We start from the raw sequence: 26,677 nt of genomic DNA, 5'->3' as shown, positions 1-26,677 counted from the left end.
GTCGCGCCATCGCAAGATGGCGCTTCTGATTATCGGCTTCTGTCAGCGATCAAATTCAATACTACATAACAGACACCACCGGCAATTAATCCCCAAAACGCCGAGCCAATACCGACCAGCGTCAGCCCACTTGCCGTTACCAAAAAAGCCACCACAGCAGCATCGCGCTCACGCTCATTATGCAAAGCCTGATACAAACTGCCTCCGATGGTACTTAACAGCGCCAGACCAGCCAGCATCTGGATCCAACTTACAGGCAGGGCAGCCATCATCCCGGTAATGGCACTGCCAAACAGACCCGCCAGTAAATAAAAAACGCCAGCCGCAGCGGCAGCCAGCCAACGCTGATCTTTGTCCGGGTGCGCCTCCGGGCTCTGGCAAATAGCCGCAGTGATAGCCGCAATACCTACGGAATAGACGCCGAAAGGAGAAAACAGAAGCGCCAGTAATCCAGTAAATACAATCAATGGCGAAACAGGAGCTGAATACCCGGCGGCTTTCATCGCCGCAATCCCTGGCGCATTTTGCGATGCCATCGTCACCAGAAAAAGGGGGAGTGCAACGCTCAAACTGTGAGCAAACGAAAATTCAGGGGCGAGATAAGCGGGGAGAACGGGTTTGAAAACGATATCTTTTGTGACAACGTCACCTTGTGCGATAACGACCACGATCCCAACAATCATCGCCGCAATTACCGCATAACGCGGCGCAAAAGCCTTTGTCGCCAGCCACGCCAGCAACATACTACCGCATAACATAAACTGACCATCCAGGCTGGCAAACGCCTGTAAACCAAAGCGTAACAAAATTCCGGCCAGCATTGCCGCTGCCAGCGAGTGCGGAATAATACGCATCAGACGGGCGAATAATCCTGTCACACCACAGAGAACAATTAGCGCATTCGTGACAATAAAAACGCCGATGGCCTCGTTTAGCGTTAGTCCCTGTAACCCGGTGACCAGCAACGCAGCACCGGGTGTTGACCATGCGGTAAGAACAGGCACGCGATACCATAATGTCAGGGCAAGAGTACTGACGCCCATCGCCAGTCCCAGCGCCGTCATCCATCCGGAAATTTGCTCTGTGGTGGCTCCAGCGACGATCGCCGCTTGCCAGATTATTGCCGCAGAGCTGGCATAGCCAATCAGGACCGCAAGAAACCCTGCAAGCAGTGTGGGAGGAGGAATGGAAAACAGACGCATAGTTACCTCGTGCGTTATAGCGGACAGGCACCGTAGCATTTGTCCGTTATAACGCACAAGTGATAAACTCCCGTTTTGCAGGAGGAGTCGCATGGAAAATCTCGCTCGCTTTTTATCCACTACGCTTAAACATCTTCGTCAGCAGCGGGGCTGGAGTCTTTCGCGACTGGCAGAAGTGACGGGCGTTTCAAAAGCGATGTTAGGGCAGATTGAACGTAATGAATCCAGCCCGACGGTCGCAACATTATGGAAAATAGCTACCGGAATGAACGTACCGTTTTCGACGTTTATTTCGCCGCCGCAGACCGCTACGCCATCCGTTTATGATCCACAACAGCAGGCCATGGTGATCACTTCTTTATTTCCTTATGATCCGCAACTCTGCTTTGAACATTTCTCGATCCTGATGGCTCCCGGTGCAATAAGCGAATCGACGCCGCACGAAAAGGGTGTTATCGAGCATGTTGTCGTCATTGATGGGCAGCTTGACCTGTGCGTTGGTGGTGAGTGGCGAAGCCTTAAAAGTGGAGAAGGTGAACGCTTTGCCGCAGATGTTGCCCATGCCTATTGCAACCGTGGCGAGCAAACCGTGCATTTTCATTCCATTATCCATTACCCGCGTAGTTGAACAGGAAAACTATTTCGCAACGTCGCGCTTGTGGCTAAAATAACCGCCTTTTTTCAGCTACTGGATAAGAAAGTGACCGTATCTTCTCATCGTCTTGAACTGTTAAGCCCGGCACGCGATGCTGCCATTGCCCGCGAAGCTATTTTGCACGGTGCCGATGCTGTTTATATCGGCGGCCCTGGTTTTGGTGCCCGTCATAACGCCAGTAATAGTCTGAAAGATATCGCCGAACTGGTGCCATTTGCCCACCGTTATGGTGCAAAAATTTTCGTCACGCTTAACACCATTTTGCATGACGACGAACTGGAACCGGCGCAACGACTGATTACCGATCTTTACCAGACAGGCGTAGATGCGCTGATTGTTCAGGACATGGGGATTCTGGAACTTGATATTCCGCCGATTGAACTGCACGCAAGTACGCAGTGTGATATTCGTACTGTAGAGAAAGCGAAGTTCCTCTCTGACGTTGGCTTTACCCAGATTGTGCTGGCGCGTGAACTTAACCTGGAGCAGATTCGTGCGATTCATCAGGCCACGGACGCGACTATTGAGTTCTTTATTCATGGCGCATTGTGTGTGGCATATTCCGGTCAGTGCTACATTTCTCATGCACAAACGGGACGTAGCGCCAACCGTGGTGATTGCTCCCAGGCGTGCCGTTTGCCATACACGTTGAAAGACGATCAGGGGCGGGTGGTTTCCTATGAAAAACATCTGCTGTCGATGAAAGATAACGATCAGACTGCCAACCTGGGCGCGTTGATCGATGCGGGCGTGCGTTCTTTCAAGATTGAAGGGCGTTACAAAGATATGAGCTACGTGAAGAATATCACCGCCCATTATCGCCAGATGCTGGATGCCATTATTGAAGAGCGCGGCGATCTGGCTCGTGCTTCATCAGGTCGTACTGAACATTTCTTTGTGCCATCGACGGAAAAGACTTTCCACCGTGGTAGCACAGATTATTTTGTGAATGCCCGTAAAGGCGATATTGGCGCGTTCGATTCGCCGAAATTTATCGGCCTGCCGGTGGGTGAAGTATTGAAAGTGGCGAAAGATCATCTCGATGTTGCCGTCACCGAGCCACTGGCAAATGGCGATGGCCTGAACGTAATGATTAAACGTGAAGTGGTTGGCTTTCGTGCCAATACGGTAGAGAAAACCGGAGAAAATCACTACCGCGTCTGGCCAAATGAAATGCCAGCAGATTTGCATAAAATTCGCCCACATCATCCGCTTAACCGTAACCTTGACCATAACTGGCAACAGGCACTGACGAAAACCTCCAGCGAGCGTCGGGTAGCGGTAGACATTGAACTGGGTGGCTGGCAAGAACAACTCATTCTGACGTTAACCAGCGAAGAGGGCGTGAGCATCACTCATACCCTGGATGGGCAGTTCGACGAAGCGAATAACGCCGAAAAAGCGCTGAATAACCTGAAAGATGGCCTGGCAAAACTGGGGCAAACCATCTATTACGCCCGCGATGTGCAAATTAATTTGCCGGGGGCGCTGTTTGTGCCAAACAGTCTGTTAAATCAGTTCCGCCGTGAAGCCGTCGAAATGCTGGATGCTGCACGTCTTGCCAGCTACCAGCGCGGCAGTCGTAAACCGGTTGCTGAACCTGCGCCGGTTTATCCGCAAACGCATTTGAGCTTCCTTGCTAACGTCTACAACCATAAAGCACGCGAGTTCTATCATCGCTATGGCGTACAACTGATTGATGCGGCGTATGAAGCGCATGAAGAGAAGGGTGAAGTCCCGGTGATGATCACCAAACACTGCCTGCGCTTTGCTTTCAATCTGTGTCCGAAACAGGCGAAAGGTAATATTAAAAGCTGGAAGGCAACGCCGATGCAACTGGTTAACGGTGATGAAGTACTAACGCTGAAGTTTGATTGCCGCCCGTGTGAGATGCACGTCATCGGTAAAATCAAAAATCACATTCTGAAAATGCCGTTACCGGGAAGCGTTGTCGCATCTGTAAGCCCGGATGATCTGCTGAAAACATTGCCGAAGCGGAAAGGATAAAACGCAAGCTTTCAGGGGTATTCACAACTCATTGAATCTGCATGATATTGTTGCCGGATAAGGCGTTCATGCCGCATCCGGCAACAAACGACTCAACGTTGTCCCGTTTCTGGTTTGCGTGATTTTTGCCAGTAATAATGCTCGCGCAAACCTTCCGCCGACTCTTCCGCCACAGCACGCAATTCATCGCTGTCCGCTTCATGACGTAGTTGATGATCCACATTCTTCACCCACAAAAATTCATGTCCTTTGTGTCCTGCCATCAGCTGTCCTGAGAACAGCGCACACGTTAATAAGACAACCGATAACGCTTTCGTAAACATCCCGCCACCCGTTTATTACACTTTGCCGCTATGATGCCGATAGTTTCTTTGAGTTATTATTCTGTTTTGCAAATTAGCGCAAAGAATTTCTGGAACCTGCCTTCCTGATTTGGCACTGCTTTCCACCGTTGCGGCGAATTAGTGCTATTTTCGAGCAAATTAAAAAAGGATGTAAACATTAATGTTTACTTTGTTGATATACTCAGCGGCAGGGAGGCGATGTGAAACAAAGCGAGTTCAGACGTTGGCTCGAATCTCAGGGCGTCGATGTGGCGAATGGCAGCCACCATTTGAAACTCAGGTTTCAGGGGCGACGTAGTGTCATGCCGCGTCCCCCCAGTGACGAGATAAAAGAACCATTGCGTAAAGCAATCCTGAAACAACTCGGTTTGAATTAATCGCCATCAGAAGGTTAATGACATGCGAGAGACAGTCAAAATTATGCGTTATCCCGTCACTCTTACACCTGCGCTGGAAAGCGGTTATGTGGTTTCTTTTGTAGATATCCCTGAAGCGTTAACGCAGGGAGAAACTGTTGCTGAAGCGATGGAAGCAGCAAAAGATGCCTTACTCACCGCATTTGATTTTTATTTTGAAGATAACGAGCTAATCCCGTTGCCTTCGCCATTAAATAACAACGATCACTTTATTGAAGTGCCTTTAAGTGTCGCTTCTAAGATATTGCTGTTAAATGCTTTTTTACATTCAGATATCACCCAGCAAGAGCTGGCGAGGCGGATTGGTAAACCCAGGCAGGAGATCACTCGCTTGTTTGATTTGCATCATGCGACAAAAATCGACGCCGTCCAGCTTGCGGCTAAAGCCCTGGGCAAAGAGTTATCGCTGGTGATGGTTTAATTACAGTTAACGTAAAGTTGTCATTTTTAACAACTGATATAGACTGCCGGATCACCTGCACATAATAACGATCCAATTAATGAAAAAATACCAGCAGCTCGCAGAACTATTACGTGAGCAAATTGCGTCAGGCATCTGGCAACCTGGCGATCGCCTGCCTTCTCTACGTGAACAGGTTGCGCTTTCTGGCATGAGCTTTATGACTGTCGGTCATGCTTATCAGTTGCTCGAAAGTCAGGGATATATTATTGCGCGGCCGCAGTCAGGTTATTACGTTGCGCCGCGCACGGTGAAATCACCGCAGGCACCTGCTATTCCGGTAACGCGTGATGAAACGGTCGATATTAACACCTATATTTTTGACATGTTGCAGGCCAGTCGCGATCCGTCGGTAGTACCGTTTGCTTCAGCCTTTCCCGATCCGCACCTGTTTCCGCTACAGCAACTGAACCGCTCACTGGCGCAGGTGAGTAAAACCGCCACGGCGATGAGCGTGATTGAAAACTTGCCGCCAGGGAATGCAGAACTGCGTCAGGCTATTGCTCGTCGCTATGCCTTACAAGGCATCACTATTTCTCCTGATGAAATTGTCATTACCGCCGGGGCGTTAGAGGCATTAAACCTCAGTTTGCAAGCGGTAACCGAACCGGGCGATTGGGTGATTGTCGAGAATCCTTGTTTCTACGGCGCGTTGCAGGCGCTGGAGCGGCTACGGTTGAAAGCGTTATCGGTGGCGACGGACGTTAAAGAAGGGATCGATCTTCAGGCGCTGGAACTGGCGTTACAGGAGTATCCGGTCAAAGCCTGCTGGCTGATGACTAATAGCCAGAATCCACTCGGATTTACCTTAACGCCACAGAAAAAAGCGCGGCTGGTAGCGTTGCTCAATCAGTACAACGTGATGTTAATTGAAGATGACGTTTACAGTGAGCTTTACTTTGGTCGGGAAAAACCGCTACCCGCGAAAGCGTGGGATCGTCACGATGGTGTACTGCTTTGCTCATCATTTTCTAAATGTCTGGTGCCAGGTTTTCGCATTGGTTGGGTCGCCGCCGGAAAACATGCACGCAAAATCCAGCGATTGCAGTTGATGAGCACGCTTTCCACAAGTTCACCAATGCAGCTTGCACTGGTGGATTACCTTTCTACTCGTCGTTACGATGCCCATCTTCGTCGTCTACGTCGCCAGCTTGCGGAACGTAAACAACGTGCCTGGCAGGCGCTGCTGCGTTATCTGCCTGCGGAAGTCAAAATTCATCACAATGACAGCGGTTATTTTCTCTGGCTGGAGCTTCCCGAACCGTTAGATGCGGGTGAATTAAGCGTTCAGGCATTGGCGCATCACATCAGTATTGCGCCGGGTAAAATGTTTTCTACTGGCGAAAGTTGGTCACGTTTTTTCCGTTTTAATACTGCATGGCAGTGGGGCGAGCGCGAAGAACAAGCGGTTAAACAATTAGGTCACCTTATTAAAGAATACCTGAAATAGATCCTCATTTAATTTCTCTCAGGTTGGGTAATATGAATTTCGAATAGAAGCTATATTTCCTAACCCATTGTCTATACTCCAGAAGATAGCCTCACAAACGCCATAATGCGCGTTAGCTCACATCCTGATTAAATTTTCTCGGGGGCGAGGGTGCGCCTGCAAGCCGCCGACTATGGTTAAACAAGGAGATATTTTTACGGCACGGCGGCTGAACAATTAATTACAACAGGAGTAAGACTTTATGAGCAAGACATTTGCCCGCAGCAGCCTGTGTGCGCTTACCATGACATTAATGACCGCCCACGCCGCCGAACAGCCTACCAATTTAGATAAACCGGAAGGACGACTGGATATTATCGCCTGGCCGGGATACATCGAACGCGGACAAACCGATAAACAATACGACTGGGTGACGCAATTTGAAAAAGAAACAGGTTGCGCGGTCAATGTGAAAACTGCGGCGACTTCCGATGAAATGGTCAGCCTGATGACCAAAGGAGGTTACGATCTGGTCACGGCGTCCGGCGATGCCTCGCTGCGTTTGATTATGGGTAAACGCGTGCAGCCGATTAATACTGCATTGATTCCCAACTGGAAAACGCTCGATCCGCGCGTGGTTAAAGGCGACTGGTTTAACGTGGGCGGCAAAGTCTATGGCACGCCATATCAATGGGGTCCGAACCTGTTGATGTACAACACCAAAACCTTCCCGACACCACCAGATAGCTGGCAAGTGGTTTTTGTTGAGCAGAATCTACCGGACGGTCAGAGTAATAAAGGCCGCGTACAGGCTTATGACGGCCCTATCTACATTGCGGATGCTGCGCTGTTCGTCAAAGCGACTCAGCCGCAGTTGGGTATCTCCGATCCATACCAACTCACCGAACAACAATATCAGGCGGTACTGAAAGTGCTGCGCGATCAACATGGCTTGATCCATCGCTACTGGCATGACACCAGCGTGCAAATGAGCGATTTCAAGAACGAGGGAGTGGTCGCTTCCAGTGCCTGGCCGTATCAGGCCAACGCATTGAAAGGCGAAGGCCAACCGATCGCCACCGTCTTCCCGAAAGAGGGTGTTACCGGCTGGGCAGACACCACCATGCTACATAGCGAAGCGAAACATCCGGTTTGCGCCTACAAATGGATGAACTGGTCATTAACGCCAAAAGTGCAGGGCGATGTGGCGGCCTGGTTTGGTTCGCTGCCGGTAGTACCGGAAGGCTGCAAAGCCAGTCCGTTGCTGGGCGATAAAGGCTGTGAAACCAACGGCTTTAACTATTTCGATAAAATTGCCTTCTGGAAAACGCCTATAGCCGAAGGGGGCAAGTTTGTTCCCTACAGTCGCTGGACGCAGGATTACATTGCCATTATGGGCGGTCGCTAACTTCGCTGGGGTGTTATATGACGTACGCAGTGGAGTTTGACAACGTCTCGCGGTTGTACGGCGACGTGCGCGCGGTAGATGGCGTCAGTATTGCGATAAAAGATGGTGAGTTCTTCTCTATGCTGGGGCCGTCCGGCTCCGGCAAAACCACCTGCCTGCGCCTGATTGCTGGCTTCGAACAGCTTTCCGGCGGGGCGATTGCTATCTTCGGCAAACCGGCCAGTAATCTACCGCCGTGGGAGCGGGACGTGAATACCGTCTTCCAGGACTACGCGCTGTTTCCCCATATGTCGATTCTCGAGAATGTGGCCTACGGGCTGATGGTTAAAGGCGTGGATAAAAAGCAGCGCTACGCAATGGCGCAAGAGGCGCTGGAGAAAGTGGCGTTGGGGTTTGTACAGCAACGTAAACCGTCACAGCTTTCTGGTGGTCAGCGCCAGCGAGTCGCCATCGCCAGAGCACTGGTGAACGAACCGCGCGTGTTGTTGCTGGATGAACCGCTCGGCGCGCTGGATCTCAAATTGCGTGAGCAAATGCAGCTTGAGCTGAAAAAGCTGCAACAGTCTCTCGGTATCACTTTTATTTTCGTTACCCACGATCAGGGCGAAGCGTTGTCGATGTCCGATCGTGTGGCGGTTTTCAATAATGGACGCATTGAGCAGGTCGATTCCCCGCGCGATCTCTATATGCGCCCGCGCACGCCGTTTGTTGCGGGATTCGTCGGGACATCCAACGTTTTTGATCCGCTAATGGCCGAGAATCTTTGCGGCATGATGGGCAGTTTTGCCCTGCGGCCGGAACATATTCGCCTGAATACACCTGGTGAAGTGCAGGCCAATGGCACGATTCAGGCGGTGCAATATCAGGGGGCAACCACACGTTTTGAACTGAAACTTAACAGCGGTGAAAAACTGCTGGTTAGCCAGGCAAATGTAACGGGCGAAGACTTACCCAACACGCTCACGGCGGGTCAACAGGTGATGGTTTCCTGGGCGCGTGATGTGATGGTGCCACTGGTTGAGGAGAGGTGAATGGTGATGAACGTCTTGCAATCACCTTCACGTCCTGGTCTGGGTAAGGTGTCCGGTTTCTTCTGGCGTAATCCGGGGCTGGGGCTGTTTTTGCTGCTGTTTGGCCCGCTAATGTGGTTTGGTATCGTCTATTTCGGCTCGCTGCTGACGCTGTTATGGCAGGGCTTTTATACCTTTGACGATTTCACCATGTCGGTAACGCCGGAACTGACGCTGGCGAATATCCGTGCGCTGTTTAATCCGGCGAATTACGACATCATTCTCCGCACACTGACAATGGCTGTGGCAGTCACTATCGCCAGTGCTATTCTGGCCTTTCCGATGGCGTGGTATATGGCGCGCTATACCAGCGGCAAAATGAAAGCGTTCTTTTACATTGCGGTGATGTTGCCCATGTGGGCAAGCTACATTGTTAAAGCCTATGCCTGGACCTTATTGCTGGCTAAAGACGGTGTGGCGCAGTGGTTTTTACAACATCTGGGGCTGGAGCCACTACTCACGGCATTTCTCACACTACCGGCAGTGGGTGGTAATACGCTGTCAACTTCCGGGCTGGGGCGCTTTCTGGTGTTTCTCTATATCTGGCTGCCGTTCATGATCCTGCCCGTGCAGGCGGCGCTTGAGCGTTTGCCGCCGTCATTGTTGCAGGCGTCGGCCGATCTTGGCGCGCGTCCACGGCAAACCTTTCGCTATGTGGTGCTGCCGCTGGCGATCCCGGGTATTGCCGCTGGCTCTATCTTTACCTTCTCACTCACACTGGGCGACTTTATCGTCCCGCAGCTGGTTGGCCCGCCAGGGTATTTTATCGGCAATATGGTCTACTCCCAGCAGGGGGCGATTGGCAATATGCCGATGGCTGCGGCTTTTACTCTGGTGCCGATAGTCCTTATCGCACTCTATCTGGCGTTCGTGAAACGTCTGGGAGCGTTCGATGCACTCTGAACGCGCACCGTTTTTCCTCAAACTGGCGGCCTGGGGCGGCGTGGTTTTCCTACATTTTCCCATCCTGATTATCGCAGCCTATGCGTTTAACACTGAAGATGCGGCGTTTAGTTTTCCACCGCAAGGTCTGACGCTGCGCTGGTTTAACGTGGCAGCACAACGTAGTGATATTCTTGATGCCGTGACACTGTCACTTAAAGTGGCGGCGCTGGCGACATTAATTGCGCTGGTGTTAGGGACGCTGGCAGCTGCCGCGCTGTGGCGACGAGACTTTTTCGGCAAAAACGCCATTTCGCTGTTACTGCTGCTGCCCATTGCGCTGCCGGGCATTGTCACGGGTCTGGCGCTATTAACCGCGTTTAAAACCATCAATCTGGAGCCTGGCTTTTTCACCATCGTCGTCGGTCATGCGACTTTTTGTGTTGTGGTGGTGTTTAACAATGTCATCGCCCGTTTTCGCCGCACCTCGTGGAGTCTGGTTGAGGCGTCAATGGATCTTGGGGCCAATGGCTGGCAAACCTTTCGTTATGTGGTGTTGCCGAATCTTAGTTCGGCGCTACTGGCAGGAGGGATGCTGGCGTTTGCCTTGTCGTTCGATGAAATCATCGTTACGACCTTTACGGCAGGTCATGAACGAACGTTACCGTTGTGGTTGCTCAATCAGCTTGGGCGACCACGTGATGTACCGGTAACCAACGTGGTGGCACTGCTGGTTATGTTGGTAACAACCTTGCCGATCCTGGGAGCCTGGTGGCTAACCCGCGAAGGCGACAATGGTCAATAACCACTGATACAGGAATATGCTATGCAACATAAGTTACTGATTAACGGAGAACTGGTTAGCGGCGAAGGGGAAAAACAGCCTGTCTATAATCCGGCAACGGGGGACGTTTTACTGGAGATTGCCGAGGCATCCACAGAGCAGGTCGATGCTGCTGTTCGCGCGGCAGATGCAGCATTTGCCGAATGGGGGCAAACCACGCCGAAGGTGCGCGCAGAATGCCTGCTTAAACTGGCTGATGTTATCGAAGAAAATGGTCAGGTGTTTGCCGAACTGGAGTCCCGTAACTGTGGCAAACCGCTGCATAGTGCGTTCAATGATGAAATTCCAGCGATTGTCGATGTTTTTCGCTTTTTCGCCGGTGCGGCGCGCTGTCTGAATGGTCTGGCGGCAGGTGAATATCTCGAGGGACATACTTCTATGATCCGCCGCGATCCGTTGGGCGTTGTGGCTTCTATTGCACCCTGGAACTACCCATTGATGATGGCAGCATGGAAACTGGCTCCGGCACTGGCGGCGGGGAACTGCGTGGTACTTAAACCATCAGAAATCACGCCGCTGACCGCACTAAAACTTGCAGAGCTAGCGAAAGATATCTTCCCGCCGGGCGTGATCAACGTACTGTTTGGCCGGGGCCAGACCGTGGGCGATCCGCTGACCGGGCATCAAAAAGTGCGCATGGTTTCGCTGACGGGGTCCATCGCCACCGGTGAGTACATCATCAGCCATACCGCGCCATCCATTAAGCGTACCCACATGGAGTTAGGCGGCAAAGCGCCTGTCATTGTTTTTGATGATGCTGATATTGAAGCTGTGGTCGAAGGTGTACGCACGTTTGGTTATTACAACGCAGGGCAGGATTGCACCGCAGCTTGTCGAATCTACGCGCAAAAAGGCATTTACGATGCGCTGGTGGAAAAACTCGGCGCCGCTGTCGCAACCTTGAAATCGGGCGCGCCGGATGACGAATCAACAGAACTGGGGCCGTTGAGTTCCCAGGCTCATCTCGACCGCGTCAGCAAAGCAGTGGAAGAGGCGAAAGCGACGGGACACATTAAAGTGATCACCGGCGGGGAGAAACGAAAAGGTAACGGTTATTACTATGCGCCGACGCTGCTGGCAGGTGCGTTGCAAGAAGATGCTATCGTTCAAAGAGAGGTATTTGGTCCAGTGGTGAGCGTGACTGTCTTCGATAATGAAGAACAGGTAGTGAACTGGGCAAATGACAGCCAGTATGGTTTAGCCTCTTCAGTGTGGACGAAAGATGTAGGTCGGGCGCATCGCGTTAGTGCACGTCTGCAATATGGCTGCACGTGGGTCAATACCCATTTCATGCTGGTAAGTGAAATGCCGCACGGTGGTCAGAAACTTTCAGGTTACGGCAAGGATATGTCACTTTATGGGCTGGAGGATTACACCGTTGTCCGCCACGTAATGGTTAAACATTAAGGATAATATTGTAGCCAGGGAGAGTGTGAGAAGATCTAACGCACTGTCAGAGAGTTGATATCTCTCTGACAGTGTGTACTGCGTGCAATATCGCTACATCAAATAAACCAACCAAATCTCATAGAGATAAGAGCAAACAATCCAACAGCAGCAAAGAGATTTATAAGCACTACAGTTCTACTGGAAACATTCATATTTTGCCACCTTTCGTCATAGCCCCTATGTGTATAGTACGGGTTAAGTAAATCCGCAATAATACTCATTCTGAAGATGGACAAGGGCAGCTCCCGGGTTATGGAAATATCTCAAATGGGTTGTAAAACTTGATGTACATCAAAAAATAACGCATATTTGCGCGCGTTTTATTCCTCTGGCTGGACGCCCGTACATGTCTCTTTATCAATACCTGCTTGTTTTTTATGCTGTTATGGCAGCTATCGCGTTTGTTATTACCTGGTTTCTTTCCCACGAGAAGAAGCACATTCGTTTTCTGAGCGCCTTCCTGGTGGCGGTGACCTGGCCGATGAGTTTTCCAGTGGCGCTGCTGTTTTCGCTGTTTTAAATCTTGAGCACTAGCTTGACGGCACAACGCAGACTTATATCATTTGGGAGAATCGATAATTTTCACAAGTGGCTAAGGAGAAAGTATGTCGCATCTGGAAGAGGTCATCGCACGCGTGGATGCAGCGATTGATGAGAGCGTCATTGCCCATATGAACGAATTATTAATCGCCCTGAGCGATGATGCAGAGTTAAGCCGGGAGGAACGTTACACTCAGCAGCAACGTTTGCGTACAGCAATCGCTCATCACGGGCGTAAGCATAAAGAAGATATGGAAGCTCGCCACGAACAGTTAACCAAAGGCGGCACTATCCTGTGATTAAAACGAGCGTCTGGCCACCAACCAGGCGCCAACTACAAGTAAAATTGCGCCACAAATTGGGCCGATCAACGCCCGTAATGGCACGCCATGGCTACGCAAAATATCCAGCACCAGCCCTCCAATCAACTGACTGGCGATCAGTACTGCAATGGTCGTTGCCGCGCCAACGTTTTGATATCCGCTGATACTGGCAAAGACAAAAAATGATCCCAGCAAGCCAGGAATTAGTGTCCACCAACGGACGCTGGAAACCAGTTCGCCAAACCCTGCCATCCCTTGTTTAAACCATAAAATGGAGACGAATAGCACAATCCCCACCAGGGAGTTCAGCAGCATGGCGATGAGAATGGTTGAGGACGTCTGGGTGATGCGCACCATCAGCGTGTTTTGCACCACCAGGCCAATTCCGGCGGCAATCAAAAAGGCAAGGGTGAGCGACTGATTCATCCAATCGCGTCCGGTTCAGTGCGCTCGTCGAGTTGCAACTGCATAAATGTCAGATCCAACCAACGACCAAATTTAGTGCCTACCTGCGGCATTTGTGCGGTGACGACAAATCCCAGCGACTGGTGGAGATGCAGCGAGGCCTGATTTTGCGATTCGATCCCGGCGACCATGACATGCTTCCCGCAATCCCGCGCTTCATCAATCAATCGGCTTAACAATTTACGCCCAAGACCTTTGCCCTGATGATCGGGATGGACATAAACCGAATGTTCCACGGTATGGCGAAAACCGTCGAAACTACGCCAGTCGCCAAACGAGGCATATCCAGTCACTACGCCGTTTTCCTCGCTCACCAGCACCGGATAACCTGCTAAAGTCCGCGCTTCAAACCAGGCAATGCGGTTATCTGCATCCACTGTTTGGTCATTCCAGATAGCCGCCGTATACAACACGGCGTGGTTATAAATTTCCGCAATAGCAGCACAATCGGCTTTGCAGGCAAAACGGATGGACATATCTGGCCTCGATTAAATATTGATGATGATGTTATCAATACTATCGAAAACAGCCCGAAGCAACGGATTCCTTGATGAAATTATCACGTGTCGCAGAGGGGATGTGACGGCTGCAAACAAAACCAATCCCGTGAGCCTGCTACTATTGATGGATTCATGCCAAAAGCACAGGAGAGCATTATGGGGCAACAAAAGCAGCGTAACCGCCGTTGGGTTCTGGCCTCGCGTCCGCATGGCGCGCCGGTTCCGGAGAATTTCCGTCTTGAAGAAGATGATGTCGCCACACCGGGTGAAGGACAGGTGTTATTGCGTACAGTTTATCTGTCACTGGACCCGTATATGCGTGGACGTATGAGCGATGAGCCATCTTATTCACCGCCCGTTGATATTGGCGGGGTGATGGTCGGCGGTACGGTGAGCCGTGTCGTGGAGTCGAATCATCCTGATTACCAGCCTGGCGACTGGGTGCTGGGCTACAGTGGATGGCAGGACTATGACATATCCAGTGGCGATGAACTGGTGAAACTTGGCGATCATCCAGAAAATCCTTCGTGGTCACTGGGTGTGCTGGGGATGCCTGGCTTTACCGCTTATATGGGCCTGCTGGATATCGGTCAGCCCAAAGAGGGCGAAACGTTGGTGGTTGCTGCAGCGACAGGACCAGTGGGTGCGACGGTGGGGCAAATCGGAAAACTTAAAGGTTGTAGGGTAGTTGGGGTGGCCGGTGGCGCGGAAAAATGCCGCCATGCTACCGAGGTGCTGGGCTTCGATGTTTGCCTTGACCACCACGCGGATGATTTTGCCGGGCAGCTGGCGAAAGCGTGTCCGAAAGGGATTGATATCTATTATGAAAACGTTGGCGGGAAGGTGTTTGATGCAGTGCTACCTTTACTTAATACATCCGCGCGTATTCCCGTCTGCGGCTTAGTGAGCGGCTATAACGCCACAGAACTACCGTCCGGTCCGGATCGTTTACCCCTGTTGATGGCAACAGTGCTGAAAAAACGCATTCGCTTGCAAGGGTTTATTATTAGTCAGGATTATGGACACCGCATCCATGAGTTTCAGCAAGAGATGGGGCAGTGGGTAAAAGAGGGAAAAATTCACTATCGTGAACAAGTTACCAACGGTTTGGAGAACGCCCCACAGACGTTTATTGGCCTGCTGAACGGCAAAAACTTCGGTAAAGTTGTTATTCGCGTCGCGGGTGATGACTAAAGATACGACGGCGGCGTAAAGCCGCCACAAAAATCCAGGCAAAAATCTTATTTCCAGCTTTAATTAACTAACCACATCACTGTTCGACGGCTAATAACAATAAAGATGAGTGGATAATGATTATTCAGCTTCATACACCAGGTAAACGACTTCTGCTATACCGGCAGAGTTGGAACGAATACACGTGAAGGAAATAACATGCCTGGAACGGAAAAAATACCGCATATCAGTTTGACTATGCAGGTTGAGAACGACCTAAAACATCAGCTTAGTATTGGCGCACTGAAACCTGGCGCACGCTTGATCACTAAAAATCTGGCGGAGCAATTAGGCATGAGTATTACACCTGTACGTGAAGCACTATTACGACTGGTTTCGGTTAATGCGCTCTCTGTCGCACCTGCACAAGCATTTACAGTACCGGAAGTGAGGCAAAGTCAATTAGACGAAATCAATCGGATCCGCTACGAACTGGAATTAATGGCAGTTGCCCAGGCTGTTGAAAACATTTCCTCGCAAGACATAGCGGAACTACAGGAATTGCTCGAGAAATTACAGCAGGCGCAAGAAAATGGCGATATGGAACAACTCATTAATGCAAACAGACTATTCCGCTTAGCGATTTATTATCGCTCAAATATGCCCATCCTGTGTGAAATGATTGAGCAATTATGGGTCAGGATGGGACCTGGTTTACATTATCTTTATGAAGCGATTAATCCAGCGGAATTACGTGAGCGTATAGAAAGCTATCATGTACTATTCGCCGCGTTAAAAGCAAAAGACAAAGAGGGATGCAGACATTGTCTTGCTGAAATTATGCAAAAAAACGTTGCTATGTTGTGCCAGCAATACAGCCGTTAAATTAAAAATGCCCGGCAAATACCGGGCATCAATGTGGTTATTCAAACCGCCAGGCGAAATTTACTCCAATACCATAATTACGCCCGGGAGCTGGTTCGTAATATCGACCATTTGATTCATTAACAATCACCGAACCGACATATTCTTTATCGAATAAATTATCGACACGACCAAATAAATCCACAGTTAAATTGTGGTAATTATATTTGTAGCCGGTGAATAAGCCGACGAGAGTATAAGACGGCGCTTTGGCTGTATTTTCATCATCTGCCATAATATCGCCCATATAACGCGCTTCCGTGCCTGCATACCAGCCTTCTTCCGGCACATACTCCAAAGACGCAAAGCCCATATTACGGGCGATCCCTGGCATCCGGTTACCGTTACAATCCTGTTCATTGCACACATTGCTGCGATATGTGGCATCAAGCCAGGTCCAGGACGCTTTTACGCGGAAATCTCCTGCGAAACGTTGATCCCATGCCAGTTCAGCGCCTTGACGACGGGTCTTTCCGGCATTTTTATACGTGGTGCGTCCACCGCTGCTGCTATCGACAACAATTTCATCATCGGTGTCGGTCTGGAACAATGCGAGACTAAGCAACCCATCACCAATACGCGTTTTACTGCCGATCTCAATTGTATCGTTGGTGGAAGGTTTTAAACCAAAGTTCATACCGCTTTGCCCATCAGCGCGATAAGACAACTCATTAATCGTCGGCGTTTCAAAACCACGCCCGGCTGCCAGATAGATATTCCAGGCATTGGTCATTGCATATTTTAGCGATCCGGCTGGTAGCCATTTGTGATAACTGGCATCACCGCTGTCATCGCCGTTACCCGGAGTAACGTAATAATCATTGGAATCAAACCATACGGAGCTGTAGCGCACGCCAGCATCCAGCGACAGTTTTTCGCTCAGCTGCCACTGCGTCTGTAAATAGGGATCGACGTTCCACATCAGATTGCGTTCGTCGCGGCGCAACTCACCTTTTTGACCGTATTCCGGCACGCCGCTATTCAGTCGGAAGTTATTGTAGCCTTTGCGGTTTTCGCTCATGTTTTCGTAGTTCAGGCCGGTAGTGAACGTGACCGGAACGCCCAGCTCGCCACGGTGTGTCCAGCGGCTGTCTATCCCCTGATAATGGCGTTGCAGAGTAATCACGCCGCCCGCATGCGACGGGTTAAGTTGGGGGGCCATCGGGATTGACTGGTACTGGGTCGTTTCTCGCTCCCCGGCATACATCATCACACTCATATCATCTTGCGCGCTCAGGCTACGTTCATAGCGCAACCCAGCCTGAGTTTGCTTGATGGTTTTTCGTGTGTCGTACTGTTCAGCGCGTGGCGCTTGTTGCGGATTCGCCTTCCATTCTGCTTCGGTTAATCCACCAGGATCATCTGCTTTGATATCCACGCTATTGAAAATCAGGCTTACTTTGCTGGCGTCATCAATGCGTACGCCCAGTTTGGCATTGGCTAAATTTTTCTGTGCACCACTATGGTCACGATAGCCGTGGGTCGTAAAACGCGTGGTTGAGACGGTGTAATCGACATCGCCAGGCTGTGTGCCGTCGCCCGTTGCGCCCGTTGCTTTCAGCCCATAGCGCCAGCTGCCAAAACTGCCATAGTAACTACTGGCTTCAATGGTTGGCGGTTGCTGTCCGGTTTGAGTAGTGACATTCATCACCCCACCAGACGCGTTGCCATACAGGGCAGAGAAGGGGCCACGCAGCACTTCCACATTTTGCACACTGCTTAAATCGATGTTGGATGTTTGCCCTTGTCCGTCGGGCATGGTGGCGGGAATACCGTCCACATACAGGCGAATACCGCGAATTCCGTAAGTGGAACGGGAGCCAAATCCGCGAATCGACAGCTGTAAATCTTGCGCATAGTTCTGCCGGTTTTGTACCTGCAAACCAGGCACGCTGGTCAGTGATTCAGACAGATTGATGCGCGGTGTTGCCAGGCGCATCTCCTCGCCATCCACCACGCTCACGGCTGCTGGCGTATCCAGCTCGGAAATCACTTGTGGCGCGGCACTGACAATCATGGTTTGTTCATTGGTTGCAAAAGCGGAAGGGGAAAGGGCAATCAGTGCGGGCAAAACGGTCTGTCGAACGAAAACAATGTTCATGAAAAAAGCCAGGTTAAGAATGGGAAAACGTCGTCATGGTAATAAAATTGTAAATTTATGGAAAACAAAACGGCATAATACGTTAAGTAATTGAGAAAATTGTAGTCGTAACGGCAAGAAATACTCCACATTTGAGAAAATAATGATTACCATTCCCATTTATAACAAGAGTGTAACGATGATTACGCTTAGCGAAGCATTGTGAAGCAGCAAAAATATCGGTTCATCAAAGGGAGTCGTCATGCATTTACGTCATCTGTTTTCATCGCGCCTGCGTGGTTCATTACTGTTAGGTTCATTGCTTGTTGCTTCATCATTCAGTACGCAGGCCGCAGAAGAAATGCTGCGTAAAGCGGTAGGTAAAGGTGCCTACGAAATGGCTTATAGCCAGCAAGAAAACGCGCTGTGGCTCGCCACTTCGCAAAGCCGCAAACTGGATAAAGGCGGCGTGGTTTATCGTCTCGATCCGGTCACTCTGGAAGTGACTCTGGCGATTCATAACGATCTCAAGCCATTTGGCGCCACCATTAACAACGCTACTCAAACGTTGTGGTTTGGTAACACCGTAAACAGCGCGGTCACGGCGATAGATGCCAAAACGGGCGAAGTGAAAGGGCGTCTGGTGCTGGATGATCGTAAGCGCACGGAAGAGGTGCGCCCGCTGCAACCGCGTGAGCTGGTAGCTGACGATGCCACGAACACGGTTTACATCAGTGGTATTGGCAAAGAGAGCGTGATTTGGGTCGTTGATGGCGAGAATATCAAACTGAAAACCGCCATCCAGAACACCGGTAAAATGAGCACTGGTTTAGCGCTGGATAGCAAAGGCAAACGTCTTTACACCACTAACGCTGACGGCGAATTGATTACCATCGACACCGCAGACAATAAAATCCTCAGCCGTAAAAAGCTGCTGGATGACGGCAAAGAGCACTTCTTTATCAACATCAGCCTCGATACCGCCAGGCAGCGTGCATTTATCACCGACTCTAAAGCGGCAGAAGTGTTAGTGGTCGATACCCGTAATGGCAATATTCTGGCGAAGGTTGCGGCACCGGAATCACTGGCTGTGCTGTTTAACCCGGCGCGTAATGAAGCCTACGTGACGCATCGTCAGGCGGGTAAAGTTAGTGTGATTGATGCGAAAAGCTATAAGGTGGTGAAAACGTTCGATACGCCGACTCATCCGAACAGCCTGGCGCTGTCTGCCGATGGCAAAACGCTGTATGTCAGTGTTAAACAAAAATCAACTAAACAGCAGGAAGCTACCCAGCCGGACGATGTGATTCGTATTGCGCTGTAATCGACACAGGGGAGTTTGTCTTTCGTAGGCCGGATGCGGTGCTAGCGCCGCATCCGGCAAGCGGAGCACAATGCCTGATGCAACGCTGTCGCGTCTTATCAGGCCTACAATACGCATAATTATTTGATTTATTTATAGTTTGTTGGCCGGATGAGGCATTTACGCCGCATCCGGCTTTAAACTGGGAATTTTTGCAATTAACTCGCCGTTTCAGGCTTAAACACAATTTCCTGTTTTTCTTCATCTTCCTCGATGACTGGCGCAGTGCTGTGAATTTCGGCAACGCGTTTGCGCACACCAAACCAACCCACAACCAGCAAAATACCGATAATCGGCAGCGCCGCGATGGTATAAGTCCCGTTCGGGTAATCGAACGCCATCAGCACCAGGACACTCAGTAAAAACAGTAATGTCAGCCAGGAAGTGAAGGGCGCGCCAGGCAGTTTAAAACTGACATCCGCTGCTTTGCCTTCTTTAATCGCTTTACGCAGGCGCATCTGGCACACGATGATAAACGCCCACGAGGCGATAATTCCCAGCGACGCGAAGTTCAGGACAATCTCAAATACGCGAGACGGCACCAGATAGTTGAGGAATACGCCAACAACATAAACGACCAGCGTCGCCAGAATCCCGGCATACGGCACATGCTGACGGCTCATTTTCGCCATAAAACTCGGTGCGGAACCGCCCATCGCCATCGAGCGCAGAATACGCCCGGTGCAGTACAGACCAGAGTTCAGGCTGGAGAGGGCAGCGGTCAGCACCACAATGTTCATAATGCTGCCGATATATGGCACACCCAGTTTAGAGAAAAACGTCACGAACGGACTTTGCCCCGCCTGATACGCGCTCCACGGCAATAACATAACCAGCAACACCACGGAGCCGACGTAAAACAGGCCAATACGCCAAATCACACTGTTAATCGCTTTAGGCACCATGGTCTGCGGATCTTTACATTCTCCGGCCGCTGTACCCACCATTTCAATGGAGGCAAAAGCAAACACTACGCCCTGAATCAACACCAAAGCAGGCAGCAGACCGTGGGGGAAGAAACCACCGTTATCGGTAATCAAATGAAAGCCAGTCGTGTTGCCATCCAGCGGCTGACCGCTACCGAGGAACACTGTACCCACGACCAAAAAGGTCACAATGGCGAGCACTTTAATAAGCGCAAACCAGAACTCCATCTCCGCAAACCATTTCACACCGATCATATTCATTGTGCCAACGATAGTCAGTGCGCCAAGTGCAAAGACCCACTGCGGCACGCCACCAAATGCGCCCCAGTAATGCATATACAGTGCGACGGCGGTGATATCGACAATCCCCGTCATCGCCCAGTTGATGAAGTACATCCAACCGGCAACATAAGCGGCTTTCTCTCCTAAAAACTCACGGGCATAGGAGACAAAGCTGCCACTGGAAGGGCGATGTAATACCAACTCACCCAGCGCGCGCAGAATAAAAAACGAAAACAGGCCGCAGATTAAATAGACCAGTGCCAGCGCTGGCCCTGCCATTTGCAGTCGGGCTCCCGCGCCTAAAAACAAACCAGTACCAATCGCGCCGCCAATGGCGATCATCTGCACCTGACGATTGCCCATCGCTTTGTGATACCCCTCTTCGTGGGCATTAAGCCAGCGGCGTTTCGCGGCGTGTTGATCTGAAGTGTCGGTGTCGTGTTTACTCATTGCTCTCCCTGATTGCTTTAATGAAAACGTCATATAAGTTGCCATGAACAATGTTTATTCATCCTGGCGATGACAAGATTCACCATTATTCTTTATGGGTATAACTGTCGGCGCAGAATCCTACCCGTTATCGTGTAACGATGCAAAACATGCCCTTGCATCTTTAGTGGGAATTACTGCAACTGGTGAAAAACCGGCCGCAAAATCGTGTGTGTTTGGTGAGCTACTAATCCTCGTGGACTGCTGTCTATGCATTATGAGGACATGGAGTGGGGCATGAATGGTTTCAGGATAATGCGCTGAATATCAGTGCAGTTGCTCATTTGCCGAAACTACAGGTGGAAATTATTTCACCCATCGATTTCGCCCATTTTCTTTCGCCCGGTATAACGCGGCGTCGGCATCTGAAACAATTTGTTCAGCCGTTTTTGCGGGAGCAGAACAGGCAATCCCCTGACTAACCGTAACAAATGCACTAACAGCAGATGCCTGATGCGAGATAGCTGCCAATTTAAGTTCTTGCTTCACTCTGGCTGCTACCGCCTCAGCTTCCGGCAATGTTGCATTAAAAAGTAGGATGGCAAACTCTTCGCCACCATAACGAGCGACTATATCTTCAGGCTGGCGTATTGCTCGTTGCAGGGTGTCGGCAACTTGTATCAAACATTTATCGCCCGCTGGGTGCCCGTAGGTGTCGTTGTAGCGTTTAAAAAAATCAACATCCAGCATAATTAGGGAAAATGACGTCTCTTGTTCTACGGCATCGCGTAAAATACTATCCAGCGCCCGCCGGTTTGCCACTCCCGTTAAAGGATCACGATGTGCTAATGCATCAAGGCGATTAATTAACTGGTTGTTGTACTTGTTTTGTTGCCATGCTTCTTCAAACCAACGTAATAAAATAAGTCGCCCACCATATAGCGCCAGTGAAAAAAGGCTCCAGATAACAGCGAAATGAACATTCACATGCTGATTGAGAACAAGACTGGCTAACGGGATGCTAAACCATAATGGAGTGATGAATGCGAGTAATGATGGCGTGTGAAAATACAGCGCAACAACGGCACTAAGCATTAACAATACACACAGAGGATAAGCAAAAGGTAGCGTCCAGTGTGCAATGAAATAAAAGCAACACCATGACCATAACAGGCTTAGAATGACCAATAGTTGCTGAATATACAGCACTTTTTTTCGGGAGATGAGCAATAAAAGGCCACTAATCAGCAGAATGCCGAAAGATGAAATATCAATAGTATGTACAAGGTTTTTCTCATTAAACCCTGAAGTCATGTCCTCATTAAACAAAATACCACGCAGCAAAATCATCGATGAAAAACAGATGTTAATCAAGGCAAACCACGGCAGGCTAATCGACATTCCGCGAATAACCATATCCTGGCGATTTTTCCACGAACAATGAGCGTTTTTTCTTTTAGCAGAAACCATTTCTTATAACCAGAAAAGGGCAGGAAACCTGCCCGATTTATACTGAATTTATGGTGTCACTATATTGAACCAAAACTCAAAATTATCCATATAACCTAACAGCTCGTTGAGTTTTTCCGCATTGCCAGTAATTTTGACATCTCCTTTGTCTGTGGCTTCTTTCAGCGTCTCTTCTTTCAATACAATTTTGTTCAATACATCACGAGACAGAGTGATAGTGGCATCAGCATCCGAAGCCTCTACACCAGCGGTATGATTGAGAACACCATTTTCAAGCTCCACTTTATAGGTGCCGCCATCTTCACCAAAATCGAAATTCAACACGGCTTTGGCGTCTGCCGCTTTCTCACCATTAATATGGACGGCAAGATAATCAAAGAACATCTCTGGCGTCATTGCACGCACAGTGTCAGGGCTGGCAGTATTTGGTGTTGGTAATTTTTGTACGCCGTTACGCAATTCCTGTGCGCCAGTGAGATAGAAATTACGCCACGGCCCAGATTCAGCCTGATAGCCTAACTGCTCAAGCGCATCAGCTTCCAGATTTCTCGCTGCCTGGTTGTTTGGATCGGCAAACACCACCTTACTGACAACCTGAGCAACCCAGCGGAAATTACCCTGGTCATAATCCTGTTTGGCTTTTTGTAAAATGGCATCAGCACCGCCCATATACTCGACAAATTTCTTTGCGCCTTCTTCTGGCGGCAGTTCATCAAGCGTTGCGGGGTTACCATCAAACCAGCCGAGATAAAGCACATAAGTTGCTTTCACATCATGGCTCACCGAACCGTAATAGCCGCGATTCGCCCAGGTGTTAGCCAGTGAAGAGGGCAGTTTAAAGTTTGCGGCAATTTCATCACGGGTCATCCCCTGATTTGCCATACGCAGAGTTTGATCATTGATGTAACGATACAAATCACGCTGGCTTTTAAGCAGTTTGACCACGTTATCGTTGCCCCACGTTGGCCAGTGATGTTGAGCGAGAATAATCTCGGCTTTATCACCCCATAAATTGAGTGCTTCGTTAATATATTTTGACCACGGCAGCGGTTGGCGAATTTTGGCACCACGCAGCGAATAAGTGTTGTGAAGGGTGTGCGTGACATCTTCTGCTGTTTCGATCAGTTTCTTTTCTTCAATAAACCACAGCATTTCAGAAGGCGCTTCGGAACCTGGCGCCATCAGAAAATCATAGGTCAACCCGTCAATAGTTTCTTTTTGCCCGGTTTTGGTGATGTAGTTAGTAGGAGCAATCAACGTGACCGTTCCTGCTGAAGTGGTTGTTCCCAGTCCCGCGCCGACCTGGCCTTTAACATCAGGTTTCAATAAGTTGCCATACATATAGCTGGCTCGTCGGCTCATCACATTGCCAGCCATAATATTTTCGGAAACGGCCTCCTCCAAAAATCCGGCTGGTGCGTAGATTTTAACTTTGCCTGATTTAACGTCAGCTTCATCAATTACGCCGCGAACACCACCGTAGTGATCGACATGACTGTGTGTGTAGATAACCGCCACTACCGGTTTCTGGCCGCGATTTTTGTAATAGAGATCCATCCCAACTTTGGCTGTTTCTGCTGAAACAAGTGGATCAACGACGGTAATACCCTCTTTGCCTTCAATGATGGTCATATTTGATAAATCAAGGTTACGAATCTGATAGACACCTTCAGTCACTTCAAATAATCCGCTGATATTTATCAGTTGCGCCTGACGCCATAAACTTGGATTCACCGTATCAGGGGCTTTATCGCCTTCTTTGATAAAAGCGTATTGTTGTGGATCCCATATAACATTTCCTTGTTCGCCCTTAATCACGTCCTGAGGAATAGGGGCAATAAAACCTTTATGGGCATCAGTAAAGTCAGTGTTATCGGAAAACGGCAACTGGTTATAGAGTAAATTGTTTGCTTGCTGCGTGGCTGCGGTGGCGTTTTTAGGGGCTTCCGCCGCGAGGAGAGGTAAGGAACTGGTGGTGAATAATCCCGTTATTAGCAGACTTTTAACAATATGATTAAGCTGCATCTTAAGTGTCTCCAGAATGGATTTTTATTGGGGGTAATTACGGATGAAAATTTTTAGTGAGGGCAAGAATAACTATAATGGGCGTTAACAAATTGGCAAGCCGGGAACTTGATGTTTTCTTAATGGCATGTTGGCGAAGAATATATTCTGCAAGTTAACGTTTTCATTGGCGCTTTATTTAAAAGTGTGTAGTACAAATATGTACAATTTCAAGTAGGCATTATTGCCGTAAAAACGCATTACCGGACACACGACATTCACAACGTGTGTTAATTTTACTGACATCTTTCAAAAGGAGCACAATCATGCCGCACATAGACATTAAATGTTTTCCGCGTGAACTGGACGAACAACAAAAAGCAGCGCTTGCTGCAGATATTACCGACGTTATTATTCGCCATCTGAACAGTAAAGACAGTTCGATAAGCATTGCGCTACAGCAAATTCAACCAGAATCATGGCAAGCTATCTGGGACGCCGAAATCGCGCCCCAAATGGAGACTTTGATAAAGAAACCTGGTTACAGCATGTAATGCTTAACCAGCCGTAACACGCTTGCCGCTGGTAACAAACGTGCCAGCGCCTAAATGATGCAACGTATTGAGCTTATCATCATCAAACTGCCAGCGGCCTTCGACAAATACCCGTGCGTCTGCCGCTGCTGATACCACTTCGCCGAACAGCGTGTCGTATTTCTCTTGCGCGGAAGTCGCTGGTAGCAATCGGCACTCCATCCACGCCAGACATTTCTCTTCAACAAGTGGCAAACCAAGCACCGGACCTTTCACCACCGGAATGCCATAGCAATTAAATTTATCTTCTTCACGCCCAGATACACTTCCCACTGCCCACGTCCAGTTAGTCGCTGCAACGCCCGGGATAACGATGCCAAATTTACCGTTACGTTCAATCAACTCCCTCGTCCATGTCGATTTATCTACTACAATCGCCACGCGTGGAGGTTCAAACTCCACCGGCATTGACCAGGCTGCCGCCATAATGTTACGCCGCTGGGATTGCTCATCTAAACTGGTGATCAGGACAGTAGGGCCATGATTTAACAGACGGCTGGCATGGTGTAATTCGACGGGGATGAATCGGCTCACGGTATCGCCTCGCTATGAAGGGTGTTTTAAAAGCGTAGCTCGTAACGCAATAAGCAACGAAATTAACGGGATCGGCGATTTGCGAACGTGATGCATGTCCGCGATCGCACAAAATAGCCTGTGCGGCGTCTATTCCAGGTTTTGACATCCTCCACGCCCTGAATGACGAGGATCCCTGCTACGTTCAGGCTGTCGCCTGAATCATTTCGGTGGGTTCCTGCTTCAACGGGCGGCCTGACTGCACCATCCCTCCACAGGCAAGAACGGCGTGCCCCGCCGCTAAAATGTTACGAGCGCCGTTTACATCGGCGTTCGCTGTATATCCACATACCTGGCATCTGAATTTACTTTGTGACAGGCGATTTTCTTTCGCTGTATGACCACAGCACGCGCAACGCTGGCTTGTGTACGCTGGCGGAACCGCAAGCACCTGACCGCCACGCCAGAGCTCTTTGTACTCAAGCTGGCGGCGTATTTCATACCAGCCCTGATCCAGTATCGAACGGTTTAAACCTGATTTTGCCCGGACACTGCGCCCCGGCTGGCTGACCGTACCCGCTGCTGACTTTGACATGTTGCTGACCTTCAAATCCTCAATGGCTATCATTGCGTGGTTTTTGCTGACGGTCGTTGTGACTTTGTGAAGGTAGTCCCTGCGGATATTTGCGATACGGGAATGCAGACACTGTATTTTGCGTTTCTGCTTCTGCCAGTTGTTGCTGAATTTGACCTTGCGGCTTAACTGTCGCTGAAGTCTCGCCAGCTTTTTCTGGTTTTTCTGAAAACTGTTTACAGGCTCAAAGACTGTGCCATCTGACAGGGTGGCAAGTTTAGCCACGCCAGCATCCAGTCCGACCATTGATACTGAAGGATGAACAGGAGTAGATACTTCACTTTCAGTCTGA

27 protein-coding genes and 1 pseudogene are annotated in these 26,677 nt (G+C 49.8%); 17 read left to right on the top strand and 11 right to left on the bottom strand.

Annotation, left to right across the window (positions count from 1 at the left end):
* Positions 1 to 29: 29 nt before the first annotated feature.
* Complete coding sequence (gene ydcO, locus D9597_RS12290; RefSeq protein WP_130222692.1) at positions 30 to 1,241, bottom strand: BenE family transporter YdcO; 1,212 nt, start codon at positions 1,239 to 1,241, stop codon at positions 30 to 32.
* A gap of 52 nt (positions 1,242 to 1,293) precedes the next feature.
* Between ydcO and D9597_RS12285 the strand changes: the two genes are divergently transcribed.
* Positions 1,294 to 1,830 carry an XRE family transcriptional regulator gene (locus D9597_RS12285; protein ID WP_130222690.1) on the top strand — a complete coding sequence of 179 codons (537 nt, stop codon included), beginning with the start codon at positions 1,294 to 1,296 and terminating at the stop codon, positions 1,828 to 1,830.
* A 72-nt stretch (positions 1,831 to 1,902) separates the two neighbouring features.
* Positions 1,903 to 3,864, top strand: coding sequence for a 23S rRNA 5-hydroxycytidine C2501 synthase (rlhA, locus tag D9597_RS12280; RefSeq protein ID WP_130219334.1), 1,962 nt, complete (start codon positions 1,903 to 1,905; stop codon positions 3,862 to 3,864).
* Between the two features lie 92 nt (positions 3,865 to 3,956).
* Here rlhA and D9597_RS12275 read toward each other — a convergent pair whose 3' ends face one another.
* Positions 3,957 to 4,187, bottom strand: coding sequence for a YncJ family protein (locus tag D9597_RS12275; protein ID WP_130219296.1), 231 nt, complete (start codon positions 4,185 to 4,187; stop codon positions 3,957 to 3,959).
* 221 nt (positions 4,188 to 4,408) lie between these two features.
* Here D9597_RS12275 and D9597_RS12270 point away from each other — a divergent pair, with 221 nt between their 5' ends.
* From D9597_RS12270 to patD, 8 genes are all read left to right on the top strand, one after another.
* The gene (locus D9597_RS12270; RefSeq protein ID WP_130222688.1) at positions 4,409 to 4,585 is read left to right on the top strand and encodes a type II toxin-antitoxin system HicA family toxin; all 177 of its coding nucleotides are present in this window, start codon (positions 4,409 to 4,411) and stop codon (positions 4,583 to 4,585) included.
* Between the two features lie 43 nt (positions 4,586 to 4,628).
* Entirely contained in the window at positions 4,629 to 5,045 is a 417-nt protein-coding gene (locus D9597_RS12265) for a type II toxin-antitoxin system HicB family antitoxin (RefSeq protein ID WP_130222919.1), read from the top strand.
* Between the two features lie 79 nt (positions 5,046 to 5,124).
* Positions 5,125 to 6,534 (top strand): PLP-dependent aminotransferase family protein, encoded by a 1,410-nt coding sequence (locus D9597_RS12260; RefSeq protein ID WP_130222686.1) that lies wholly within the window; start codon positions 5,125 to 5,127, stop codon positions 6,532 to 6,534.
* 241 nt (positions 6,535 to 6,775) lie between these two features.
* Entirely contained in the window at positions 6,776 to 7,921 is a 1,146-nt protein-coding gene (gene ydcS, locus D9597_RS12255) for a putative ABC transporter substrate-binding protein YdcS (protein ID WP_130222684.1), read from the top strand.
* Positions 7,922 to 7,938: 17 nt separating this feature from the next.
* The gene (locus tag D9597_RS12250) at positions 7,939 to 8,952 is read left to right on the top strand and encodes an ABC transporter ATP-binding protein (protein WP_130222682.1); all 1,014 of its coding nucleotides are present in this window, start codon (positions 7,939 to 7,941) and stop codon (positions 8,950 to 8,952) included.
* Positions 8,953 to 9,894 (top strand): ABC transporter permease, encoded by a 942-nt coding sequence (locus D9597_RS12245; RefSeq protein ID WP_130222680.1) that lies wholly within the window; start codon positions 8,953 to 8,955, stop codon positions 9,892 to 9,894.
* Positions 9,884 to 10,678, top strand: a complete 795-nt coding sequence (locus D9597_RS12240; RefSeq protein WP_130222678.1) for an ABC transporter permease — start codon at positions 9,884 to 9,886, stop codon at positions 10,676 to 10,678. The genes D9597_RS12245 and D9597_RS12240 overlap by 11 nt, the downstream gene beginning before the upstream one ends.
* A gap of 21 nt (positions 10,679 to 10,699) precedes the next feature.
* Positions 10,700 to 12,124, top strand: a complete 1,425-nt coding sequence (gene patD, locus D9597_RS12235; RefSeq protein WP_130222676.1) for an aminobutyraldehyde dehydrogenase — start codon at positions 10,700 to 10,702, stop codon at positions 12,122 to 12,124.
* A gap of 98 nt (positions 12,125 to 12,222) precedes the next feature.
* Here the strand turns inward: patD and yncL are convergent, their stop codons facing one another.
* Positions 12,223 to 12,318 (bottom strand): stress response membrane protein YncL, encoded by a 96-nt coding sequence (gene yncL, locus D9597_RS12230; protein ID WP_074399477.1) that lies wholly within the window; start codon positions 12,316 to 12,318, stop codon positions 12,223 to 12,225.
* Between the two features lie 194 nt (positions 12,319 to 12,512).
* Between yncL and D9597_RS12225 the strand changes: the two genes are divergently transcribed.
* Both D9597_RS12225 and ydcY read left to right on the top strand, forming a co-directional pair.
* Positions 12,513 to 12,686, top strand: coding sequence for a GhoT/OrtT family toxin (locus D9597_RS12225; protein WP_130219308.1), 174 nt, complete (start codon positions 12,513 to 12,515; stop codon positions 12,684 to 12,686).
* Positions 12,687 to 12,771: 85 nt separating this feature from the next.
* Positions 12,772 to 13,005 carry a DUF2526 family protein YdcY gene (gene ydcY / locus D9597_RS12220; RefSeq protein ID WP_113649882.1) on the top strand — a complete coding sequence of 78 codons (234 nt, stop codon included), beginning with the start codon at positions 12,772 to 12,774 and terminating at the stop codon, positions 13,003 to 13,005.
* Here ydcY and D9597_RS12215 read toward each other — a convergent pair whose 3' ends face one another.
* Positions 13,006 to 13,455 (bottom strand): DMT family transporter, encoded by a 450-nt coding sequence (locus D9597_RS12215; RefSeq protein WP_130222674.1) that lies wholly within the window; start codon positions 13,453 to 13,455, stop codon positions 13,006 to 13,008. It abuts the gene before it with no gap.
* Positions 13,452 to 13,970, bottom strand: a complete 519-nt coding sequence (gene mddA / locus D9597_RS12210) for an L-methionine sulfoximine/L-methionine sulfone acetyltransferase (protein WP_130222672.1) — start codon at positions 13,968 to 13,970, stop codon at positions 13,452 to 13,454. Before mddA ends, D9597_RS12215 begins: the two co-directional genes overlap by 4 nt.
* Positions 13,971 to 14,150: 180 nt before the next feature.
* On the opposite strand from mddA, the gene curA reads away from it, so the two are divergent.
* Positions 14,151 to 15,188, top strand: coding sequence for an NADPH-dependent curcumin/dihydrocurcumin reductase (gene curA, locus D9597_RS12205; RefSeq protein ID WP_130222662.1), 1,038 nt, complete (start codon positions 14,151 to 14,153; stop codon positions 15,186 to 15,188).
* 198 nt (positions 15,189 to 15,386) lie between these two features.
* Positions 15,387 to 16,052 (top strand): colanic acid/biofilm transcriptional regulator McbR, encoded by a 666-nt coding sequence (gene mcbR / locus D9597_RS12200; protein WP_130222660.1) that lies wholly within the window; start codon positions 15,387 to 15,389, stop codon positions 16,050 to 16,052.
* 37 nt (positions 16,053 to 16,089) lie between these two features.
* Here mcbR and pqqU read toward each other — a convergent pair whose 3' ends face one another.
* On the bottom strand, positions 16,090 to 18,192 hold the full coding sequence (gene pqqU / locus D9597_RS12195) for a TonB-dependent receptor PqqU (protein WP_130222658.1): 2,103 nt from the start codon (positions 18,190 to 18,192) through the stop codon (positions 16,090 to 16,092).
* Positions 18,193 to 18,433: 241 nt separating this feature from the next.
* Here pqqU and D9597_RS12190 point away from each other — a divergent pair, with 241 nt between their 5' ends.
* Complete coding sequence (locus D9597_RS12190) at positions 18,434 to 19,495, top strand: YncE family protein (protein ID WP_130219320.1); 1,062 nt, start codon at positions 18,434 to 18,436, stop codon at positions 19,493 to 19,495.
* Between the two features lie 197 nt (positions 19,496 to 19,692).
* On the opposite strand, the gene ansP is transcribed toward D9597_RS12190, so the two are convergent.
* Entirely contained in the window at positions 19,693 to 21,192 is a 1,500-nt protein-coding gene (gene ansP / locus D9597_RS12185) for an L-asparagine permease (protein WP_130222656.1), read from the bottom strand.
* 214 nt (positions 21,193 to 21,406) lie between these two features.
* Between ansP and D9597_RS12180 the strand changes: the two are divergent.
* Positions 21,407 to 21,530, top strand: a pseudogene (locus D9597_RS12180) (glutathione S-transferase); the annotation flags it as partial.
* Between the two features lie 7 nt (positions 21,531 to 21,537).
* Here the strand turns inward: D9597_RS12180 and D9597_RS12175 are convergent.
* Together D9597_RS12175 and D9597_RS12170 are read right to left on the bottom strand one after the other, a co-directional pair.
* On the bottom strand, positions 21,538 to 22,587 hold the full coding sequence (locus tag D9597_RS12175) for a GGDEF domain-containing protein (protein WP_130222917.1): 1,050 nt from the start codon (positions 22,585 to 22,587) through the stop codon (positions 21,538 to 21,540).
* Between the two features lie 102 nt (positions 22,588 to 22,689).
* A complete protein-coding gene (locus D9597_RS12170) occupies positions 22,690 to 24,666 on the bottom strand; it encodes an alkyl sulfatase dimerization domain-containing protein (protein WP_130222654.1) in 1,977 nt (658 codons plus the stop codon).
* 305 nt (positions 24,667 to 24,971) lie between these two features.
* On the opposite strand from D9597_RS12170, the gene pptA reads away from it, so the two are divergent.
* A complete protein-coding gene (gene pptA / locus D9597_RS12165) occupies positions 24,972 to 25,199 on the top strand; it encodes a tautomerase PptA (RefSeq protein WP_001120144.1) in 228 nt (75 codons plus the stop codon).
* Between the two features lie 3 nt (positions 25,200 to 25,202).
* On the opposite strand, the gene D9597_RS12160 is transcribed toward pptA, so the two are convergent.
* A complete protein-coding gene (locus D9597_RS12160) occupies positions 25,203 to 25,772 on the bottom strand; it encodes a flavin reductase family protein (RefSeq protein WP_130217588.1) in 570 nt (189 codons plus the stop codon).
* 184 nt (positions 25,773 to 25,956) lie between these two features.
* Positions 25,957 to 26,677, bottom strand: a 721-nt coding sequence (locus D9597_RS12155; protein ID WP_130222652.1) for an RNA-guided endonuclease TnpB family protein, incomplete at its 5' end; no start/stop codon positions are given.

Source organism: Escherichia sp. E13S3, from assembly GCF_004212325.1.
In the GTDB taxonomy this organism is placed as follows: domain Bacteria; phylum Pseudomonadota; class Gammaproteobacteria; order Enterobacterales; family Enterobacteriaceae; genus Escherichia.
Note: the sequence above shows the minus strand (reverse complement) of the source record. Positions and strands in the feature narration are given on the sequence as shown.

Excerpts from the sequence above, each read along its gene's own strand:
- ydcO (WP_130222692.1), bottom strand. The coding sequence starts at position 1,241 with ATGCTACGGTGCCTGTCCGCTATAACGCACGAGGTAACTATGCGTCTG.
- D9597_RS12285 (WP_130222690.1), top strand. The coding sequence starts at position 1,294 with ATGGAAAATCTCGCTCGCTTTTTATCCACTACGCTTAAACATCTTCGT.
- D9597_RS12275 (WP_130219296.1), bottom strand. The coding sequence starts at position 4,187 with ATGTTTACGAAAGCGTTATCGGTTGTCTTATTAACGTGTGCGCTGTTC.
- D9597_RS12265 (WP_130222919.1), top strand. The coding sequence starts at position 4,629 with ATGCGTTATCCCGTCACTCTTACACCTGCGCTGGAAAGCGGTTATGTG.
- D9597_RS12260 (WP_130222686.1), top strand. The coding sequence starts at position 5,125 with ATGAAAAAATACCAGCAGCTCGCAGAACTATTACGTGAGCAAATTGCG.
- ydcS (WP_130222684.1), top strand. The coding sequence starts at position 6,776 with ATGAGCAAGACATTTGCCCGCAGCAGCCTGTGTGCGCTTACCATGACA.
- D9597_RS12250 (WP_130222682.1), top strand. The coding sequence starts at position 7,939 with ATGACGTACGCAGTGGAGTTTGACAACGTCTCGCGGTTGTACGGCGAC.
- D9597_RS12245 (WP_130222680.1), top strand. The coding sequence starts at position 8,953 with ATGGTGATGAACGTCTTGCAATCACCTTCACGTCCTGGTCTGGGTAAG.
- D9597_RS12240 (WP_130222678.1), top strand. The coding sequence starts at position 9,884 with ATGCACTCTGAACGCGCACCGTTTTTCCTCAAACTGGCGGCCTGGGGC.
- patD (WP_130222676.1), top strand. The coding sequence starts at position 10,700 with ATGCAACATAAGTTACTGATTAACGGAGAACTGGTTAGCGGCGAAGGG.
- yncL (WP_074399477.1), bottom strand. The coding sequence starts at position 12,318 with ATGAATGTTTCCAGTAGAACTGTAGTGCTTATAAATCTCTTTGCTGCT.
- D9597_RS12225 (WP_130219308.1), top strand. The coding sequence starts at position 12,513 with ATGTCTCTTTATCAATACCTGCTTGTTTTTTATGCTGTTATGGCAGCT.
- ydcY (WP_113649882.1), top strand. The coding sequence starts at position 12,772 with ATGTCGCATCTGGAAGAGGTCATCGCACGCGTGGATGCAGCGATTGAT.
- D9597_RS12215 (WP_130222674.1), bottom strand. The coding sequence starts at position 13,455 with ATGAATCAGTCGCTCACCCTTGCCTTTTTGATTGCCGCCGGAATTGGC.
- mddA (WP_130222672.1), bottom strand. The coding sequence starts at position 13,970 with ATGTCCATCCGTTTTGCCTGCAAAGCCGATTGTGCTGCTATTGCGGAA.
- curA (WP_130222662.1), top strand. The coding sequence starts at position 14,151 with ATGGGGCAACAAAAGCAGCGTAACCGCCGTTGGGTTCTGGCCTCGCGT.
- mcbR (WP_130222660.1), top strand. The coding sequence starts at position 15,387 with ATGCCTGGAACGGAAAAAATACCGCATATCAGTTTGACTATGCAGGTT.
- pqqU (WP_130222658.1), bottom strand. The coding sequence starts at position 18,192 with ATGAACATTGTTTTCGTTCGACAGACCGTTTTGCCCGCACTGATTGCC.
- D9597_RS12190 (WP_130219320.1), top strand. The coding sequence starts at position 18,434 with ATGCATTTACGTCATCTGTTTTCATCGCGCCTGCGTGGTTCATTACTG.
- ansP (WP_130222656.1), bottom strand. The coding sequence starts at position 21,192 with ATGAGTAAACACGACACCGACACTTCAGATCAACACGCCGCGAAACGC.
- D9597_RS12175 (WP_130222917.1), bottom strand. The coding sequence starts at position 22,587 with ATGGTTATTCGCGGAATGTCGATTAGCCTGCCGTGGTTTGCCTTGATT.
- D9597_RS12170 (WP_130222654.1), bottom strand. The coding sequence starts at position 24,666 with ATGCAGCTTAATCATATTGTTAAAAGTCTGCTAATAACGGGATTATTC.
- pptA (WP_001120144.1), top strand. The coding sequence starts at position 24,972 with ATGCCGCACATAGACATTAAATGTTTTCCGCGTGAACTGGACGAACAA.